This is a genomic window from Sutcliffiella horikoshii (genome assembly GCF_021991925.1).
Classification (GTDB): Bacteria; Bacillota; Bacilli; order Bacillales; family Bacillaceae_I; genus Sutcliffiella_A; species Sutcliffiella_A horikoshii_F.
In genome coordinates, this window is the sequence record NZ_RXZI01000001.1 from 131270 (window position 1) to 149214 (window position 17945).

General features: G+C 41.0%; 25 protein-coding genes. 17 read left to right on the forward strand and 8 right to left on the reverse strand.

Features of this window, described 5'->3' with window-relative positions:
* Positions 1–60: 60 nt before the first annotated feature.
* Positions 61–783 carry a BMQ_0737 family morphogenetic spore coat protein gene (locus EKQ44_RS00600; protein ID WP_237661589.1) on the reverse strand — a complete coding sequence of 241 codons (723 nt, stop codon included), beginning with the start codon at positions 781–783 and terminating at the stop codon, positions 61–63.
* A gap of 177 nt (positions 784–960) precedes the next feature.
* Between EKQ44_RS00600 and EKQ44_RS00605 the strand changes: the two genes are divergently transcribed.
* The 12 genes from EKQ44_RS00605 (at position 961) to spoVIF (ending at position 7623) form a co-directional block, all read left to right on the forward strand.
* Complete coding sequence (locus EKQ44_RS00605; protein ID WP_237661590.1) at positions 961–2106, forward strand: coiled-coil domain-containing protein; 1146 nt, start codon at positions 961–963, stop codon at positions 2104–2106.
* A 93-nt stretch (positions 2107–2199) separates the two neighbouring features.
* Positions 2200–2352 carry a hypothetical protein gene (locus EKQ44_RS00610; RefSeq protein ID WP_237661591.1) on the forward strand — a complete coding sequence of 51 codons (153 nt, stop codon included), beginning with the start codon at positions 2200–2202 and terminating at the stop codon, positions 2350–2352.
* Between the two features lie 55 nt (positions 2353–2407).
* A complete protein-coding gene (locus tag EKQ44_RS00615) occupies positions 2408–2761 on the forward strand; it encodes a DUF1360 domain-containing protein (protein WP_237661592.1) in 354 nt (117 codons plus the stop codon).
* Positions 2762–2871: 110 nt separating this feature from the next.
* Positions 2872–3324 carry a YhcN/YlaJ family sporulation lipoprotein gene (locus tag EKQ44_RS00620; RefSeq protein ID WP_237661593.1) on the forward strand — a complete coding sequence of 151 codons (453 nt, stop codon included), beginning with the start codon at positions 2872–2874 and terminating at the stop codon, positions 3322–3324.
* Positions 3325–3337: 13 nt separating this feature from the next.
* Positions 3338–3814: a stage V sporulation protein AC gene (gene spoVAC / locus EKQ44_RS00625; protein ID WP_237661594.1), complete on the forward strand. Its 477-nt coding sequence runs from the start codon at positions 3338–3340 to the stop codon at positions 3812–3814.
* Positions 3814–4833, forward strand: coding sequence for a stage V sporulation protein AD (gene spoVAD, locus EKQ44_RS00630; RefSeq protein ID WP_237661595.1), 1020 nt, complete (start codon positions 3814–3816; stop codon positions 4831–4833). Before spoVAC ends, spoVAD begins: the two co-directional genes overlap by 1 nt.
* Positions 4833–5189, forward strand: coding sequence for a stage V sporulation protein AE (gene spoVAE, locus EKQ44_RS00635; RefSeq protein ID WP_237661596.1), 357 nt, complete (start codon positions 4833–4835; stop codon positions 5187–5189). Before spoVAD ends, spoVAE begins: the two co-directional genes overlap by 1 nt.
* A 15-nt stretch (positions 5190–5204) precedes the next feature.
* On the forward strand, positions 5205–5381 hold the full coding sequence (locus EKQ44_RS00640) for a DUF1657 domain-containing protein (protein WP_237661597.1): 177 nt from the start codon (positions 5205–5207) through the stop codon (positions 5379–5381).
* A gap of 146 nt (positions 5382–5527) precedes the next feature.
* Positions 5528–6388 (forward strand): DUF421 domain-containing protein, encoded by an 861-nt coding sequence (locus EKQ44_RS00645; protein WP_237661598.1) that lies wholly within the window; start codon positions 5528–5530, stop codon positions 6386–6388.
* Positions 6389–6435: 47 nt separating this feature from the next.
* Complete coding sequence (locus tag EKQ44_RS00650) at positions 6436–6681, forward strand: hypothetical protein (protein ID WP_237661599.1); 246 nt, start codon at positions 6436–6438, stop codon at positions 6679–6681.
* Between the two features lie 391 nt (positions 6682–7072).
* Positions 7073–7213, forward strand: coding sequence for a YjcZ family sporulation protein (locus EKQ44_RS00655; protein WP_237661600.1), 141 nt, complete (start codon positions 7073–7075; stop codon positions 7211–7213).
* Positions 7214–7362: 149 nt separating this feature from the next.
* Positions 7363–7623 carry a sporulation-specific transcription regulator SpoVIF gene (gene spoVIF / locus EKQ44_RS00660; protein ID WP_237661601.1) on the forward strand — a complete coding sequence of 87 codons (261 nt, stop codon included), beginning with the start codon at positions 7363–7365 and terminating at the stop codon, positions 7621–7623.
* Between the two features lie 78 nt (positions 7624–7701).
* Here spoVIF and EKQ44_RS00665 read toward each other — a convergent pair whose 3' ends face one another.
* The 3 genes from EKQ44_RS00665 to EKQ44_RS00675 form a co-directional block, all read right to left on the reverse strand.
* Entirely contained in the window at positions 7702–8172 is a 471-nt protein-coding gene (locus EKQ44_RS00665; RefSeq protein WP_237661602.1) for a hypothetical protein, read from the reverse strand.
* A gap of 38 nt (positions 8173–8210) precedes the next feature.
* Entirely contained in the window at positions 8211–8411 is a 201-nt protein-coding gene (gene sda / locus EKQ44_RS00670; RefSeq protein ID WP_237661603.1) for a sporulation histidine kinase inhibitor Sda, read from the reverse strand.
* Positions 8412–8572: 161 nt separating this feature from the next.
* Positions 8573–10861, reverse strand: coding sequence for a UvrD-helicase domain-containing protein (locus EKQ44_RS00675; protein ID WP_237661604.1), 2289 nt, complete (start codon positions 10859–10861; stop codon positions 8573–8575).
* Between the two features lie 134 nt (positions 10862–10995).
* Between EKQ44_RS00675 and EKQ44_RS00680 the strand changes: the two genes are divergently transcribed.
* Both EKQ44_RS00680 and EKQ44_RS00685 read left to right on the forward strand, forming a co-directional pair.
* Positions 10996–11259, forward strand: coding sequence for a hypothetical protein (locus EKQ44_RS00680; RefSeq protein WP_237661605.1), 264 nt, complete (start codon positions 10996–10998; stop codon positions 11257–11259).
* Positions 11260–11289: 30 nt separating this feature from the next.
* The gene (locus EKQ44_RS00685) at positions 11290–12198 is read left to right on the forward strand and encodes an MBL fold metallo-hydrolase (RefSeq protein ID WP_237661606.1); all 909 of its coding nucleotides are present in this window, start codon (positions 11290–11292) and stop codon (positions 12196–12198) included.
* Here EKQ44_RS00685 and EKQ44_RS00690 read toward each other — a convergent pair.
* The 4 genes from EKQ44_RS00690 to EKQ44_RS00705 form a co-directional block, all read right to left on the reverse strand.
* Positions 12168–12869 carry a DUF421 domain-containing protein gene (locus EKQ44_RS00690; protein WP_237662523.1) on the reverse strand — a complete coding sequence of 234 codons (702 nt, stop codon included), beginning with the start codon at positions 12867–12869 and terminating at the stop codon, positions 12168–12170. The genes EKQ44_RS00685 and EKQ44_RS00690 overlap by 31 nt on opposite strands.
* Before the next feature lie 112 nt (positions 12870–12981).
* The gene (locus EKQ44_RS00695; protein ID WP_237661607.1) at positions 12982–13407 is read right to left on the reverse strand and encodes a GNAT family N-acetyltransferase; all 426 of its coding nucleotides are present in this window, start codon (positions 13405–13407) and stop codon (positions 12982–12984) included.
* A 3-nt stretch (positions 13408–13410) separates the two neighbouring features.
* Positions 13411–13932 carry a YjcG family protein gene (locus tag EKQ44_RS00700; RefSeq protein WP_237661608.1) on the reverse strand — a complete coding sequence of 174 codons (522 nt, stop codon included), beginning with the start codon at positions 13930–13932 and terminating at the stop codon, positions 13411–13413.
* Between the two features lie 290 nt (positions 13933–14222).
* Positions 14223–14948: an alpha/beta hydrolase gene (locus EKQ44_RS00705; RefSeq protein ID WP_237661609.1), complete on the reverse strand. Its 726-nt coding sequence runs from the start codon at positions 14946–14948 to the stop codon at positions 14223–14225.
* Between the two features lie 400 nt (positions 14949–15348).
* Between EKQ44_RS00705 and EKQ44_RS00710 the strand changes: the two genes are divergently transcribed.
* Genes EKQ44_RS00710 through EKQ44_RS00720 form a run of 3 tightly spaced genes read left to right on the forward strand, consistent with a single transcriptional unit; the run spans position 15349 to position 17894 of the window.
* Entirely contained in the window at positions 15349–16122 is a 774-nt protein-coding gene (locus EKQ44_RS00710; RefSeq protein WP_237661610.1) for an ABC transporter ATP-binding protein, read from the forward strand.
* Entirely contained in the window at positions 16119–16874 is a 756-nt protein-coding gene (locus EKQ44_RS00715; protein WP_237661611.1) for an ABC transporter permease, read from the forward strand. Before EKQ44_RS00710 ends, EKQ44_RS00715 begins: the two co-directional genes overlap by 4 nt.
* A gap of 24 nt (positions 16875–16898) precedes the next feature.
* Positions 16899–17894, forward strand: a complete 996-nt coding sequence (locus EKQ44_RS00720) for an aliphatic sulfonate ABC transporter substrate-binding protein (protein ID WP_237661612.1) — start codon at positions 16899–16901, stop codon at positions 17892–17894.
* Positions 17895–17945 lie beyond the last annotated feature (51 nt).

A 17945-nucleotide genomic window follows, 5' to 3' on the forward strand; every position in this document is an offset into this window, starting at 1 on the left:
CATTTATTTCAGTCAGACTGAATTTCCATGGCTGTTCCAAAAAAATTTTAATAGATGGTTTTATCTTTTTCTTCTATGTGCTGGGAATACTTCTGGACATTGTGGCGGGAATTCTTTTGGTGGGCATAGTACGCCTTCAATGATTTCCTCACGCGGTCTGCAGATTCTTGCTTCGATTTCTAATTTAACATCAGCTTCCATTTGTACGTCTAAGCATAATAGTAAATTGATATCTAGCTGGGAAAGGTCGGATGTAACAATCAGATTGGAATCGCAATCAAAGAATGTTACGTGGCAATCCAACTCTGTACCTTCTGGCGCACATAGTAAGAATGTTTGAATGTTTGCGAATGGAATTGGCTCAGAGCAGCATAGAACTGTACCGGTGTCATCTACAATATGCACTGTTACATAGCCCTTGATTAGAACTTTGACACGTTGCAGAGTTACTTCTGTACCATCTGGTAACTCAACGTCCACTTCTGTACGTCCACCTGCCTGATCGATTTCCTTACAAACAAAATTCTTGTGATGACGGTGAATATGGTGTGCTTTTGTGTCGATTTTGTGACCATGCTCATCAGATAAGAAGCATACTACAGACAATGGGCCGATTTTTTTATCACATAAAATGTCTGCAATGTCAGCATCGTCGATACATTTAAAAAGGTCATCAAGGTCAGTCTTACAGATAGGTTTTAATGCTACATCTATTTGACGAGTAACCCAGTCGTAAACTTTACGAGTCTTAATACAGACTCTTTCAGTTTCGTTATGACTCACTTAAAACTCCTCCTATACTTTTATTACCCATTTGGGTTACGGGACTACTGTATAGTATGAATTTGGTGGGTAAGTGTGCTGAGACAATAGCCCGAATTTTATTTTTCCACCCATTTGGCATATTTCCTGAGGGGAAAGAATTACATGTAAAAAGGATAATAAAAGGAGGGGACTTGTTTGCAAAGTTTTAAAAACGATAACGAAATTATTCTAAAACAGAAAATAATACATTTGGGTGCAGAAGTTAAAAGACTGACAAGTGAGTTAGAAAAATTGAAACAAAGAACCTATTTTTTGAAGTTAGAAAAGAAGAATGAGGACCTTGTGGCAACAATAAATCAAATGGAAAGAGAAAAAGCGGAAATGGAAAACCAACTAAGTGAGAAAGTTACAAATATAGAGGAACAAATTCAGGAAGAGCGAGCAAATCACCGGGTTACCTTAGAAAAAAATCAATTTTACCTACTTGAAATTTCTAAATATCAATCAGAAATCTCAAGACAAAGTGCAGTCAATGCCAAACTAGAACAGGAATATGAGAAGGTAAAAAAGACAGTGAAAGAATTGATTATGCAAATAGAAAAGACAAATCAAGCCAAGCAAGAGATCCAAAAAATAGCGGAAATAAACGAGAAGCTAGAAGAAGAAAATTTACAATTGCAAAAGCATGTCGATGAATTAACATTAGAATCGAAAAATTTCAAGGAAGAAAACTCTTCACTTATCAAAGATATGAAGCGCTTAAATGAGAGCCTAGGGAATTTGCAAAGAAAAAATGAGGATCTTGTCGGTGAAATGGAAAACCAACTAAGTGAGAAAGTTGCAAATATAGAGGAACAATTTAAGGAAGAGCGAGCAAATCACCGTGCTACCTTAGAAAAAAATCAATTTTACCAAAATGAAATTTCTAAATATCAATCAGAAATCTCAAGACAAAGTGCAATCAATGTCAAACTAGAACAGGAATATGAGATGGTAAAAGAGACAGTAAAAGAATTGATTATGAAAATAGAAAAGACAAATCAAGACAAGCAAGAGTTCCAAAAGATAGCGGAAATAAACGAGAAGCTAGAAGAAGAAAATTTGCAATTGCATAAGCATATCGATGAATTAACATTAGAATCGAAAAATCTCAAGGAAGGAAACTCTTCACTTATCGTAGATATTAAGCGCTTAAATGAGAGTGTAGTCAATTTGCAAAGAAAAGTGGATCAAAAGGAGAACAGCGTTACAGCTACTACTAAGCCTAAAGAGAAAGAAATCCAAGAAGAAGAGGTGAAAATTCAATCCTGGTTCTATAATAATGTTAAGAAAGAAAAGTAAACGAAGTTCATCTAGACAAGTGCGGATAACCATTCAAATTTGTAGTGCATAGAATAATATATGTTCTGTTACTACAAAAGCGGGAGGTTGCCAATGAGCTATTTCAACTATTCCAACTCGAAAAAGCCAGCCGGAATCAATAATGTTATCACATCAGCTTCTTCCTTTTCTTCCATTAAGAAAACAAAAAAATCCTCTGGTTGCAGTTGTGGGAAAAAGAAAAAAATAATCACAGAAGATAAATAAATATATACTAAACCCCCTTTTCAGACATATCTTCACTAAGAAAGGGGGAATTTTTTTGTTAGAAAACTGGTTTTGGTTTATTTTATTGGGACTTGCTAGTTTTAGGTTAACTCGTTTGGTTGTTCTGGATAAAATTACAACAATAATACGAAAACCTTTTGTAGAGGAAATAGAGGAAGAAAACGAAAATGGTGAAATGGAAGCATACATTATTATAAAAGGAAAAGGAATTAGAAAATGGATCGGAGAACTGTTGAGCTGCTACTGGTGTACAGGGGTATGGGTAACGACCGGCCTTTTTCTCCTTATTACGTTTTATCCTTTTGCAGGGAAGTCAGCCCTGATTATTTTTGCTGCAGCTGGAGTAGCCGGAATTATGGAAAGTATAGTGGGAAAATTAATTGACTGATTCTGGTTCTCCATTTGGAGAGCCTTTTTAAGTGGAATTTGTGATACATAATTTTTAATACAGAAATGAATATTAATAAATAGATAAATGAAGGAAATTGAGGTGATGAAATGAGATCTGTTGTTATGTTTTTAGTTTTAATAGTGTCGGTGGTCCTTTTGGCAGCTTGCGGTCAGGGGGAGGTCAAGGAAAGAGTGGAGGATACAGTCATGCGTACCTCTAATGAGCAAAAAGAGAAATCGGATAAAGAGCAACGGGCAGAGAAAATTGCGAAAAACTTCAAAGAGGTCAAGGGAGCTGTAGCCTATGACACGGAAGATGAATTGGTGGTTGCATTCCATGTGACACAATATCAAAAGTTTTTCACAGAGAAGATTGAAAAAAAAGTGAAAAAGGCACTCGAAAAGGAATTCCCGGATGAGAATGTGGTCGTTTCCCATGACCTGAAGATTCGTCTGGAAATCGAGAGGCTGAGAAGGGATGTAGAGCAAGATAACATCTCAGAGAAAGAACTAGAAAAGCGCATAGAAAAAATGAAGAAGTTGCGGGAAGAAAAAGCATAGGAGGTGTCAGTGGATGAGTGGGAAAGACAAGCAGCTTACCCCAGAACAGAAGGCATATCAGCAGTTTGAACAAACGCGGGAACTAAAACGCCCTGTGTGGAAAAACTGCATCATCGCCTTTTTGGTAGGGGGAGTCTTTTGTATAGTTGGTCAGGCGATACAGCTGATGTACATATACTTTTTTAATTTTACCGAAGTGACGGCCGGGAACCCAACAGTGGCAACGATGATTTTCATTGCAATGCTATTGACAGGCTTTGGAGTGTATGACCGGATCGCACAGTTTGCTGGAGCGGGTAGTGCTGTCCCTGTTACAGGTTTTGGAAACGCGGTTATATCTGCGTGTATTGAACATAAGACAGAGGGTTTCGTGCTTGGAGTGGGATCAAATATGTTCAAGCTCGCAGGATCGGTCATTTTGTTCGGGGTATTTTCTGCCTTTGTAGTTGCATTGATAAAAACAATAGTGGTTTCGTTAGGAGGATTCTGATGCTGCAAGGAAAACAATCTTGGATTTTTGCCAATAAGCCTGTCATTACATCAAGTGCGGCAATCGGGGGCCCATTTGAAGCCAATGGGTTACTTGCTAATGATTTTGATATGCTTCATAAAGACTTATGGCTGGAACAGGATAGCTATGAAAAAGCGCACAGGGTCTTGTTAGAGGAAGCATGCGAGACGGCAGTGAAGAAAGCCGCTCTTGACCTCTCCCAAGTGCAGTTTTTATTGGCCGGTGACCTGATCAACCAAATGACACCTTCCAATTTCGCTGCAGAATCACTTGAAATGCCATATTTAGGTGTATTTGGTGCCTGCTCGACGTCAATGGAGGGATTGGCATTGGCGGGGTTCTTGGTAAACTATGGCGGTGCAAATTACTGTCTGACAGGTGCTTCAAGCCATAATGCTGCTGTAGAGAAACAATTCCGCTATCCAACAGAGTATGGCGGTCAGAAGCCCCCGACTGCACAGTGGACCGTTACTGGGGCTGGAGTGGGACTTATAAGCAAAGTTGGGGTGGGACCTCGAGTGACTTCGGCAACCATCGGGAAAGTAATCAATATGGGATTAAAAGACCCATTCAATATGGGAGGGGCGATGGCACCTGCCGCTGTTGATACGATACAGGCGCATTTCAAGGATACAGGCAGGAACCCATCATATTACGATTTGATAGTAACAGGTGATCTTGGAGAGATTGGAAGAGAAGTTTCCTTGCAGCTATTGAAGGAAAAAGGCTTGCAGATAGAAGACTCGCAGTATCAGGATTGCGGGCTGATGATTTATGATAAAAGCCAGCCTGTGCTTGCAGGTGGCAGTGGTGCTGGCTGTTCTGCTGTTGTGTTATATGGCCATTTATTGAATGAGATGAAAAAGGGGACATACAAGCGGATACTTCTTATTGCTACTGGAGCCTTGCTTTCTCCTGTTTCCTTTCAGCAAAAGGAATCCATTCCATGTATTGCTCATGCAGTTTCTATCGAGATGGAGATGGGAGGTGTCAGCTGATGTTGTTAGCTTTTTTTTGGGCGTTTGTTGTTGGAGGGCTTATCTGTGTGATTGGCCAGATCATGTTTGATGTATTTAAGCTTACGCCTGCACATACGTTGAGTGCATTGGTGGTTGCAGGCGCAATATTGGACGGCCTTGGTTTGTATGAGCCTTTGATTGCATTTGCAGGAGCAGGAGCGACCGTTCCAATCACAAGCTTTGGAAACTCGTTGGTTCACGGTGCATTGGAAGAGGCGCAAAAGCACGGGTTAGTAGGTGTTTTGACAGGAATGTTTGAAGTGACAAGTTCCGGTATTTCAGCAGCCATTGTATTCGGCTTTATTGGGGCTTTACTGTTTAAGCCAAAAGGGTAAAGGAGAGGGTTGTAAGTGGATGAGAAATTAATGCTAACTTATAATCGTGCCAGCCTGAAGATGATACGGAATAACCTTCACGTATATGCCATGGAAGCTAATGACCCGGTCGCGCAATCCACCTACCACGAATCCATGTTGAAAATCGATGACATCATCTCAAACATCGACTATAAACTAAAAGAGATGTGAGAGGCAGGAAAGAAGAAAGAGCAAGTGAAAGAAATTGTTTACGTCGTTTTAGTGCTTTAGTGTGTTGAAAGGGGTCTGACCCTCATTGTTCTAAAGCGCTAAAGCGTCATTCTTTACCTCTCTATTTGTTGAACGGAGTGATGGTGATGCCACAGTGGGTAGAGGTTGCTGTGCGGTCTTTTTCTATAATTATTGGGTTGTTTATCATTACGAAGCTTTTAGGGAAGAAGCAGCTATCGAAGCTGTCTTTTTTTGAGTATATAGTGGGCATTACAGTGGGGGATATTGCCGGTACATTATCCATGGATAGGGATCTTGACTTGAAGAACGGGGTGACGAGCATTTTAATTTGGGCGCTCTTCCCCCTTGTGACCTCACGGATATCTTTGAGGAACAAGCGATTCCGTGATTTCATAGAAGGTAATGCTACAGTATTTGTGAGGGACGGTAAAATACTGGAGCAGAACTTAAGGAAGGAAAAGTACACAATAGATGAGTTTTTGGAACAACTGCGTAAAAAGGATATATTTTCAATAGAAGATATCGAGTTTGCAACACTTGAATCAAATGGTGATTTGAATGTGCTTTTGAAGAAGGAGAAACAGCCTGTAACCTACGGGGATCTATATTCAAAAGTTCCTCATCTAAAGGAACCTCAGACGATCATCATGGATGGGGATATTCTGGATGAACCCCTTGCGCGACTTGGGTTGAACAGAGCTTGGGTGGAGGCGGAAATGGAAAAACGAAATATCTTGATTGAAAATGTATTTATAGCTCAGGTTAATCCCTGGGGGGAGATGAGTGTGGATTTATTTAATGATCATTTAAAGAATCCTCCTAAAAAAGAAAAGCAACTGACACTGGTGATACTTGATAAATGTGCAACAGATCTTTCGTTTCTTAGTGTGACAGCCAACTCATCTGAAAATAAAGTGTTTTATCATACTGCCGCTGCAAGCCTGGAAGAGCTAAGAAGGAAGCTGCGCCCATTGTTAGAGGGCTAAGCTTCCTGATTTTTTTTCTCTCATATAATATCTTGAGGTGAGCACATATGAGCGAGTATGATTTCGGGGAAGAACATTTGAAGTTTCTTTTTGAGCGGTGGAAGGTGAATGAGGGACTTACGGAAACAGATAAACAGGCTAAGTTGAATATAAAAAGTGCAGATGAAGGTTTTGCGCACATTCAACAGCTGGAAGCGCGGATGAACAAGTATATCAGAAATTTGGAACGGTGGATGGAAGGTCAAGCGAGTACCGGGGCGGCAGATTTTGATGATGAGGAAAATGATGAGTGATGGGTGTTTTGTGATGCGAGGGAGTGGTCCTTCGCTTTTTTGTGTTTGGATTGGGAATACCGATTGGATAGGTATTATTGGGGGATGATATGGGTGTTTTTTGTATTGTTTAATTCCAAGTGGTAGAAGTTTGCCTCCACACTGTAGAATGTCTGTTTTAAAAGGTAGAAGTAGCTCGCTGAAGCGTTCAAGGTTTGCTGGGAAATAGAGAAGTGAAGTTGGGAAATGGAGAATACTCCCATATGCCATTAACTAACTCAGAGACAAGTGGTCATCCTTTCTCTATCCAAAAAAAATCCACAAAATTACACATTGGCTGCCAAAGTGCCCATACCGAATGTTAAAAGATACATATAGTAATAGGGAATCTTCATTAAGGAGGTGCGAGATTATGGGTTACTATGGAGGCTATCCTTATGGCGTAGGTGGAGCTGGATATGGCGGCTACGGCCATGGAGGCAGCACATTCGTGCTAATCGTTGTTCTATTCATTCTTTTAATCATCGTTGGTTGTGCGTGTAAAGGATATTAATATCTAATAGAAATTAGAAAAGTACGGTTGATCCGTGCTTTTCTGTTTCATTATTTTGTTATTTGAGCCTGTACAAAAGTGAAGTGTTTCGTGTCACCATCATAGGCACTCTCACATACAATGAGGTATATCCGAGAGGAGGATGTTTGGTGGATAATAATTTATTTAAAGGGATAGAAAAGAAAACCGGCGTAAGTATGAAAGACGTATTTGAACTTGCCAATTCCATGCAGAACGCGAATTTCAAAGATGAACAGACTGTTCGTAACTTGGTTTCACGGGTAGCGACGATGGCAAATAAGAAGGTACCTAAGGAATTGGAAGATAAGATTGTTAATACATTGGTTAATGGGAATAAGCCTGTCGATATGGGGACTATATCCAAAATGTTGAACGAGAAGAAAAAGTAAAAAACATCTGCCTACCACGTTTAAGTGGATAGGGCAGATGTTTTTTCTTTCTGGATAAAAAGAACCGTTTCATCCTACCTACTCAATTGTCCCGAGATCCTCCAGCACTAGATTCCTGTCGGCGTCTTTTTCAATTGCACTGGATGCATCTTCTGCAAGCTTTCTGTATCTTTCCTTTGAAGCAGTGTCTCCATTTAGGCTGTAAGCGCGGGCCAACGCTTCATAGGCAAATGCCAAGTCGAAATCCTTGATGCCGTGCTCCAAGACGATTTCTAGATTTCTTTTTGCGTGCACAAGGCATGGTTCTGGCCGGTTCAACACGGCATAGACCCTAGAGATTTGCCATTCTCCTCGGGAGAAATTTACAGGGCTGCCTACTTCGCCCCAATGGAAGCGGGAGGCATGTGCTTTATGTATCATTTGTAAATTTTCTTCTGAAGTGCGTTCCTTTTTCTCCATGAGGTCCCATACTTCATTGAATAAGTTGATGGCAGTTTTTTTATGAAAATCACTTTGGAGGTTGGTCTCTTTTTGAGTCAGGTTGGCCATTTCAAATAAACCTCTTTTCCCTAAAAATTATCTATATTCTAAATAATAACATTTTCCATTTTGGAAAGGGAGGTGATATTGTACAAGGGGCCTTTTTTCCGTTTCATCAGCTCGGATTCCAGCAGTTTTATAAAGTAATGATCCAGGTTTTCCGCAATCGCATGGTCGTATGCGAATTGGAGGGAGTCGTCGGACAGTTGTTGGATGGAACAGTTATCATGAGGGTCTAATGTTCTCATCTATATGTCCCCCTTTCTACACTTATATAAGAGGTACATACCCAGATTCAGGTAGAATAAACATACTTTTTTACTATTTGAAAAATAAAGTTTTTTCATCGATTAAAGGTTGACAAAAAGAAAAACGCAATTCCAAAAATAAAGAAGGAATTGCGTTCTTTCTAAAGAATATCTCTAAGAAATCGACTCGTGTATGCTTTTTTGCCACGGCGATTCATGGGCACGGAAATTTGTAATGTTTCCTTTGCGCGTGTCATGGCTACATACAGGAGGCGGCGTTCTTCTTCAAGGGCCAAGGGTTCTCCGTTGCGGAAGGATTCCAGGGCAAAGTCGTGAGGCAAGCTGCCATCGACGGCACTTAGTATATAAACATTGGGATACTCCAGTCCTTTAGAACGGTGGATCGTTGAAAGATGGATGGCATTGCTGTATTGCTTACTTAATTTTTTCATTTCGTCCGTTTTGGCGATCATATCATCTACATGATCTAAAAATTCATGGATGCCCTTGAATTTTCGGGCAACCACCTTCAGATCCCGAATATCATCGGAGCCTTTTTCAAGAGCGTTCCCTTCGTTCCCCCGCTTTTTAATATAGTCATCAAAGCCCATGTCCTTTTCGATCATCTCAAGGGCGACAGAAGGTGAGACGTTAGCTAGTGTTTTAAACAGAGGAATGATCCGCTTTATTTTCTTCACTTGGAAAGGCTGGATATTCGTAAGTTTGCTCAATGACTTTACTAAACTGCAATCTTCTAAAATACTAATCGCTTTTGCATCCTGCAGGTTCGATTGTTTAAGAAACAGGGCGGGAAGAATGTCCGCAAAAGCTTGAACGTCATTTGGATCTTTGCTCAGCCGTAAAAAACCGAGTATCCCTTTTACAATCCTTCTTTTATAAAAGCTTTCATAATCCTGATCCAGCTTGAAAGGTAAACCTGATTGCGACAACCTTTCGAAAATAGCCCTTGCAGCACTGTGTGTGCGATATAACACGGCAAGATCGGCTGGGCTTGCACCTTTTTCGATTTGTTCTTTCATATCCTGAACAATGATGGTGGCTTCCTCTTCTTCGTCATATGGGTAAAAAAGGATAGGGAATTGTTTGTTATCTCTCTGTGCGATCATGCTCTTGATACGACGACTCTTATTCTTGACAATTACCTGGTTTGCCGCAGCTACCACAGTATGGGTAGACCGATAGTTCTCGGATAGTGTCACGACTTTCGTTGAAGGGAAATCGCGATGGAAGTTTAGGATATAGTCCGGACTGCTGCCTCGGAAGGCATATATAGACTGATCATCGTCTCCGACGGCACATATATTTCCACTTTCCGCCAATAGTTTCATGGTTTCATATTGAACCTTATTAATGTCTTGGAACTCATCGATTAGAAAATAACGAAAACGCTCTTGGTATTTTGCCAACAGAGCAGGATTTTCCAAGAGGAGTTCATAACAACCCAGCAGCATATCATCAAAATCAAACACATTTTTCTCTTTTTTCCAGTCCTCATAGTCCTGATACAAAGATTGGAACTGTTCTTCGAGTTTGTTGGAAGCTTTAATCATTTTTGGTGTTTGCATATTGTTCTTCCAATAGCCGATTTGTTGAATCGCTTGGTCAAAAGGGAAGTCTTTTTCATCGAGTCCAAGTTTACGGCCGGCTGTTTTAAGAAATTGTTCCTTCTGCCAATCCCATTTTAATAGGTTGTCACCATTCCAGCGGGAGGGATGATGGTGCTGCAGCATTCGGTAGAAAATACTGTGGAACGTACCAGAAAGGAGGTTCGCAAAATTCCGAGTACCTGGGGCCTCATATAATCGAAGTCGTTCCTTCATTTCATTGGCAGCCTTCGCTGTAAAGGTGATCAGCATGATGGATTTTGGATCTATCTGTTTCTCCTGCACCATGTAGGCAACACGCGTTATTAAAACCCTTGTTTTTCCACTTCCGGCACCTGCCAGTACGAGTAAAGGTCCTTCAACAGTTGATACGGCTTCTTGTTGCGTCGGATCAAGAAAAATATTTTTTTCTTGTAAAGTATGGAAAAACCCACTTAAATTCTTATGACTTTTCGTATGTTCTTTAATAAAGACAGGTAGGTGGGTAAGTGGCATGGGTGCCTTCCATTGCTCATCGGATATATCTTTTTCCACAACAATGGTCCTGGATTTCGGATAGCGAAAACCGTCCCGTTCAATATATTCCTGCTGTTCTGTCATCCTCTTATTCGTTTGAGGAATTTCCTTTTCTTCCTTATGATCCAATCCGCCATCTATGTGATAAAAATGAGGTTCTTTTTGCAAACCAAGATACAACTTGACCTTTTCCCCACAGATAGTACAGGAGAGTTCGCCTTTCACTCCAGCGTCATGTACCTCCTGATATAGCTCTCTTGCCATGTTTTTAATATGTATGTTTCGTTCATTCCAGCGTGCAGACTTCATATGTAAAGACTCCTTTATAACAGTCAATCTTATTCATAGTAACACATATTATATAGAGAGAACACGAGTCGATGGAAGTTTGTCTTTTGCAAATAAAGGGAAAAATATAGTAAGTCAGAAAGGGGAGAAACGTGATGGGATATGTATTACCAGTACAAATGGATGCCTACACACAATATGCGAACCGAACTGTTTCTGATAAACAACAGATCAGGCTTGATCCGGTAATCAGGCCGACCTTCTACAGGGTAGACCCTCAGCTTTCCTGGCAAGAAATCCACAGAAATGCTCAGCACCAACATTTAAACCTCAAAAAGGAAAAGCAGGCCTCCCGTATATCAGATAAATTATTGGCGGATATAACAGGAAAAGGGCGATACTTTAACGAATCCATCTAGTAGTTCACAAATAGAAGGAGTGCTATAAACGTGGAGCTACAATTATTAACAAATAATGTTTATTATTTTTTGGCTTCCGTCAATATCGGGTATGTTCGTTTTTCAGAATCCGAAGGAATGCTTATTGATGCGGGGCTTGAAGATCAAACGATGAAAAAGGTCTTAAAAATGCTGGACGAAAAAGGACTTCCGCTGACCCATTTATTCATCACTCATGCACATGCGGATCACTATGGTGGTGCTGCCTATCTTCAAAAAAACAGACAGGTTTATACGATGGCGCCGTCATTTGAGTCATTAATACTCCAAGAACCGATGCTTGAGCCCCTATATTTGTTTCACGGTACGAATCCGATATCTGAGTGGCGAAATAAATTCCTAGAAGGTAAACCAATTCATGTGGATTTGTTGGTGAAGGAAGAAGGGGCGGTGGAACTCGGAGGTGTTGTATTTCTTACAGTTGCGCTACCAGGCCATAGCTATCAGCAATTTGGAATACTCGTATCCGAAATTCTCTTTGCGGCAGACGCTTATTTCGGGAAGGACATCATACATAAGCATGGCATTCCATATATAGTGGATGCAAAAGAAGCATTAGAAACCTTGGAAAAAATAAAAAAGCTCCCATGCAGAGGTGCAGTTCCTGGACATGGGAGATTTGAAACAGGTTTTATGGAGACGATAGATGAGAATATAAAAGTGCATCACCAAATCGAAGCAATGATATATTCCTTGATAACTGCGGAAACAGCTGGTATTGCCTTCGAACAGTTAGTTACGAAGGCATGTACCGAGAAAGGTATCACAGTAAAGAGTGTGCCAAGCTACATGCTTTTCCGGACGGCTGTGACCGCATACCTGACAAAATTGATTCAAGAACAGAAAGCCTACTTTCAAATAAGGAACAATCAATTGGTGGTGGAATCCTCTTTCGAATAAGGCATCACATAGATAGGTTGCCCCTCTTCCCATTCGGCATAAATAATGTCCTGTGGCGTGTGGTAACCTGTCTTTTTTAGTTCATTTAACACCCATTGCTCGGAAAGATTGAATTCGTCCAAGTTATCTGTCAAAATTTCCCCATCAGAAATAATTGGGATGGGGAGGGTCACCTTACTGGAAGGAATATTCAAATCCTTATTTATTGGAGCGGTATATGGATGCTTTTTAAGTACACTCACCGTTCCGTCCGTTTCAAGTAAGGCATATTCTACCTCTTGGATGGAAAAAGCCCCTTTTGAACGGAGTAGGTGACGTAATTGATCAATATCAAGCTTTGATTTTTTTAATTCTTTTTTATTTATTTCTCCTTTATGGATGACTATAGATGGCCGTCCCTCCAATATTCCTCGGGTTTTGCGCCATTTTTGTGTGATGGTTTCCAATAAGAAAATTAGAAGACCCCATAATCCTAAGGCGAAAAGAATCTTCACCACGCCAATTTCATCATCGTACAAAGCGTTTCCGACAAGCTCTCCCAATACAAGGGCAGAAATGAAGTCAAAGGGGGTTATTTGTGTTATTTGAGTCTTACCTAAAAGTTGTGTAATCAAAAACAAGGAAAAAAAACCGATTACCAATTCCACAGCTATACGGCCGTATTCCATCATCATATGTATTCATCCTTTTTGTATGTCCATGTCGTTAGTATGGATAAAGAGGAGGAAAACTATGAAAAAAAGGATGGCTCTCCTCAGATTTCCTAAGGGAGAGTCATCCTTTTTAAATATTCTTCGTCATCGTTACATGTGGTATGCCGGCATCCATGAAAATATCTGAAACGGTCTCATAGCCTAGCTTCGCATAAAATGGTTCTGCATGCGTTTGAGCATTCAATTTCAGCACATGCATTTCTTTTGTTTTAGCATACTCTTCGATTGTTTCCATAATAAGGCGTCCAGCCCCTTTAGATGATCGGAAGGAAGGAAGCACGCAGATACGCTCAACTTTTCCTATTCCTTCTACAATTCGGAAGCGTCCAGCCCCAACGGCTTGGTCCTCATCATAAAGCACGAAATGAGTGGCATCTTCTTCATATTGGTCTATTTCTTCTTCAAGGGGTACATTCTGTTCTTCGACAAAAACGATCTTACGAACAGAATAGGCATCCTGTAGTTGTTCTTCGTTATCCACTATTAGTACGTGCAAGTCTCAGCAGTCCTTTCCAAAGCGGAATGTTTCATACACGGTCCACATGCCATCTTCCAATTGGTAAAGAAGGTGGAAGCGATCGACCATTTCTTCGTGCTCAATGTTGGTCATTTTCAGTGTCCCTAGTACATCGGAATGCTCGTCATCTGAGAGGTTCTGCCCGATGGTAATGTGGGGAACATAAGAAAATTCACGATTATCCTGGAAGTATCCTTTACCAGAATGAAGTTTTTCATGCAGGCTCAGCAGTTCATCCGTTGGGTCTACTTTAAGGTAAATGACATTGTTTACTGGAGCAAAGGAGCTCACTTTATAGATGTTCAAAGGGATTGGAGCTGTTTCTTTTGCGATGGAAGCAAGCTCGTCTGTCACAGATTTCATATCATTCTCATCAATTTCAAAGGCTGTTTTTAATGTCACATGCGGTGGAATTAGTGCATAGTGGGCATCATAACGTTTTCGAAATGAATTTGCGAGATCTTGTAATTTTTTTGTTGGAAAAATAGCTATTCCATATTTCATCCAATATCCCTCCTGTTTACTTTTTTGCGATATAGTGTCTTATGTATTTATTTTATCGTAATTTTTTTGAAATGAATAGGAAAGTTTGTTTATCATTCTTAAATAACTATCCTATATAACTCCCTGTAGCTTTTCGTTCCGGATGTTCGCTTTCCGCGGGGCGATGCTTGAGCCTCCTCACTTCGTTGCGGGGTCTCAACCTACCGCTATCTCCCGCAGGAGTCTCACATCCTGCACTCCAAACTACAGGGGAAATTCACATTCCAATCAAAAACCCAATGCATATCTGGTTACGATAGCATTTGTGGTAAGGCTTGTTTTAAGTCTGGTTGCCAGTAGGTCCAGGTGTGGGTTCCTTCAAACTCTTCATAAAAGACCGAGAATCCTTTTTCCTTCATCAGTTCATGCATGGCGCGATTTGGTTCGATGAAGTTTTTCTTCTCTCCTTTTGTAGTGGGTACTTCGGTTTCCTTTGTGCCTATTACATGATAGAGAGAAAGGAAAGAAGGCTGAGCGAAATCTTCCACTTTCTGCAACACTTTATCATCAACATAAGGGGATTGCATGATTACTTTCCCGAATGTATGGGGATAGGAAAGTGCAGTCATCAAGGAAACCGTTGCAGCTAATGAATCTCCAATAAGGGCCCGTCCCATTCCCATTTGATAGGATGGATATTTCTCGTCGATAACCGGAGTCAACTCATGTGCAAGAAAGCGTATGTAGGCACTGTTCTTGCTTCCGTCTGGATGATATTTATCCCAGCGGTCTTTCACATCTTTATATGGAATGCCGATTATTATCGTATTTTGAATCTCGTTGGCTGCAAGTAGTTTATCAGCTGTACTTCCAATGCGACCAAGCGTGAAATAATCTTTCCCGTCTTGTGCAATCAGGATATTGTACTTATATAGTGGCGAATAGTTAGCTGGTGTATATACCATTAATGTCATTTCTTCATTTAATTCATTGCTGAACATGGTGAATTCTTCGATACGCCCAACATTTTTACTCATTGTTCATTCCTCCCATGGTGCCTTGTCTAATCTGGTAAGCGCTTTATCCACTATCATACCATATCTTTCCCCTATTTGTTGAATGGTAAGACTTGATGTCGACTAGAACGATTTGTGTGCGCGGTGCAGTGTGTGAGCAACCCTACACTTAAGGTCACTGAAAACCCCCGCTGTTGATATCCGCAAACGGCTTCGCTTATCCGGAAGGCAACCTTGAGCCTTCTCACGCTACTGCACTCCAGAAAGAGGAGGAACTTGTCATCATATTCGCCAATAAAAAATTAAATTATTTTCTGTCAATATATTGACCTTTCGCACATACGTTATATAATATATTTTATCCCATTAATCCGATTAAACTAATATGGATTATGTGAAAAGTGTAAAGTAGGTGCATAATTTGTTTTTAAAGATCTCAGATATTACTAAAATTTACACCCAACAAAATACTGATAATACGGTACTTTCATCTATAAATGTCGACATGCAAGAAGGGGAATTCGTTTCTATTCTTGGACCATCTGGCTGTGGAAAATCCACATTGCTATCCATGGTAGCAGGTTTACTTAAACCAACAGAAGGAGAAATCCGACTGAAGGGATCGGCTATTACCAGGCCGGGAAAAGACAGGGGGATGGTGTTCCAGCAGGCTGCCCTGTTCCCTTGGATGACGGTGGAGGAGAATGTATTATTTGCCATCCGTGACATGAAAAACAAGGAAGAAAGGGAGGCAAGGGCCCTCCGCTATCTAAAGATGGTGCAACTCGGTAGTAATCTTAAGCAATATCCCCATGAATTATCAGGGGGGATGCAACAGAGGGTTTCGATTGCCCGTGCATTGGCAATGGACCCGACCGTCCTTCTGATGGATGAACCATTTGGGGCGCTTGACGAACAGACTCGTTTGAGATTGCAGCAGGAACTTGAGAGCATCTGGCTTCAAACGAAGAAGACAGTATTGTTTGTGACGCATAGTATCCATGAATCCATAAAACTATCTGACAGGATTTTGGTAATGGGAACAAGACCTGGAACCATTATTGCTGATATTAAAGTGGATATAGAGCGCCCTCGATTACGTACGAATGAAAAGGTGGCTCAATTAGAAGCACAAATCAGTGCCATGCTAGAAAAAGAGATTGATAAAGTCGTACAAGAGGAGCTGAGCCGATGAAACCTGGAGTAAAGCGACTCGTATTTTTTGCTTCGCTATTTATTATTTGGGAAGTGGCAGTGCTAGTCATCGGGTGGTCGCCTGCGGTTATGCCAAAGCCTTCCAACGTAGCGGTTGCCCTATATCAAGGGTTTATGGATATGACCTTGGTTTATGATCTTGCTGCAAGCTTTAAAAGGTTAGGAATTGGATTGTTCTTGGCATTGGTTATTGGAACACTGCTTGGGATTTGGCTAGCGAAGTCCAAAACTGCGGATGAAACAGTGGGGACCCTTGTTCTAGCGCTACAAAGTGTACCGAGTATCGTTTGGTTGCCACTTGCTATCATATGGTTTGGCTTTAACGAAACGGCAATTATTTTTATTGTAACCCTTGGTGGAACTTTGGTAATGACCATTAATATGAGGATGGGAATCAAAAGTGTCCCTCCATTATATATAAAGGCGGCTTCCACGATGGGAGCATCCGGGATTGAAATGTTTTGGAAAATCATTTTACCTGCTTCGGTTCCATACGCAGTGACGGGGGCGAGGCTCGCGTGGGCATTCGCATGGAGAGCGCTGATGGCAGCTGAGCTGCTTAGTATGGGACCGGGTCTTGGGTACACGTTGAAATACGCAGCGGATTTCGGTCAGATGAGTTTGGTGTTCGGCGTTATCATCATCATTTGTGTAATCGGTTCAGTGGTAGATTTAGTTATCTTCCAGCGCTTTGAGAAAAATGTCATTAAACGCTGGGGCTTGGAATCATAAATAGAGTGTATGGGAGGAAAAGAGATGAAAAAAGGTTGGCTGTTGGTTAGTGCATTGTTTCTATTATTAATGGGGGCATTAGCAGGATGTGGATCAAGTACAAGCGGGTCCAATGGCAAAGAGAAAGTTGTTATCGGTTATTTTCCTAATATTGATCATGTGCCAGCAATGGTTGCCCGTGAGAAAGCTTTGTATGAAGAAGCGTTGGGTGACAAATATGAAGTGGAATATAAAACTTTTCCTGACGGCGGAGCATTCATGACGGCGCTGAAAACAGGTGATATTCAGGCTGGTTTGGTTGGTCCTGGGCCAGCGATGAACAACTATGTAAGTGGGGCAGATGTAAAGGTTGTGGCTGGAGCCTCTTCCGGTGGAACGGTAATCATTGCAAGCAAGGAAAGTGGAATTACATCTGTAGAAGGGCTTGATGGGGCAACATTCATCACACCTGGTGTTGGGTGCACACATGATGTGCAGATGGAAACATTTCTGAAAGACTTTGGATTAACGTCAGCTCGTATTGGTGGAAGCATGAAACATGTAACAGGGAACCCTGCTCAATATGGAGGAATGTTTGAATCAAAAAGCGTAGATGCTGCAGCAGTCCCGGAACCATGGGCTTCGCTTCTATCTCTTGAACATGGTGCAAATATTTTGGTGGATAGCGATGAGATTTCCTTCGGTACAACACTGCCAAACACAATCTTCGTTACCAGTGGAAAGTTGATTGAAGAAAACAATGATCTAGTGAAAAAGCTAGTGGATGCACATCAGGATTCCGTAGATTTTATCTCGGAAAATCCAGAAGAATCCAAAGAGATTGCGATCAAATCAATTAAGGAGCTTACTAACCAAGAGCTATCAAGAGAAGTGATTGATTCTGCATGGGAAAGGATCCGCTTTACACACGAGGTGGACGCAGAAGTGGTGCAGGAATTTGCTAACTCATCCTTTGATCTTAAATTTCTGAAAGAGAAACCGGATTTCACGGAATTCATTGATACTCAGTTTGTTGACTAGCATTATAAAGGAGTGTCGGGCTATAATGGTCTCGACACTTTTTTTACGAGT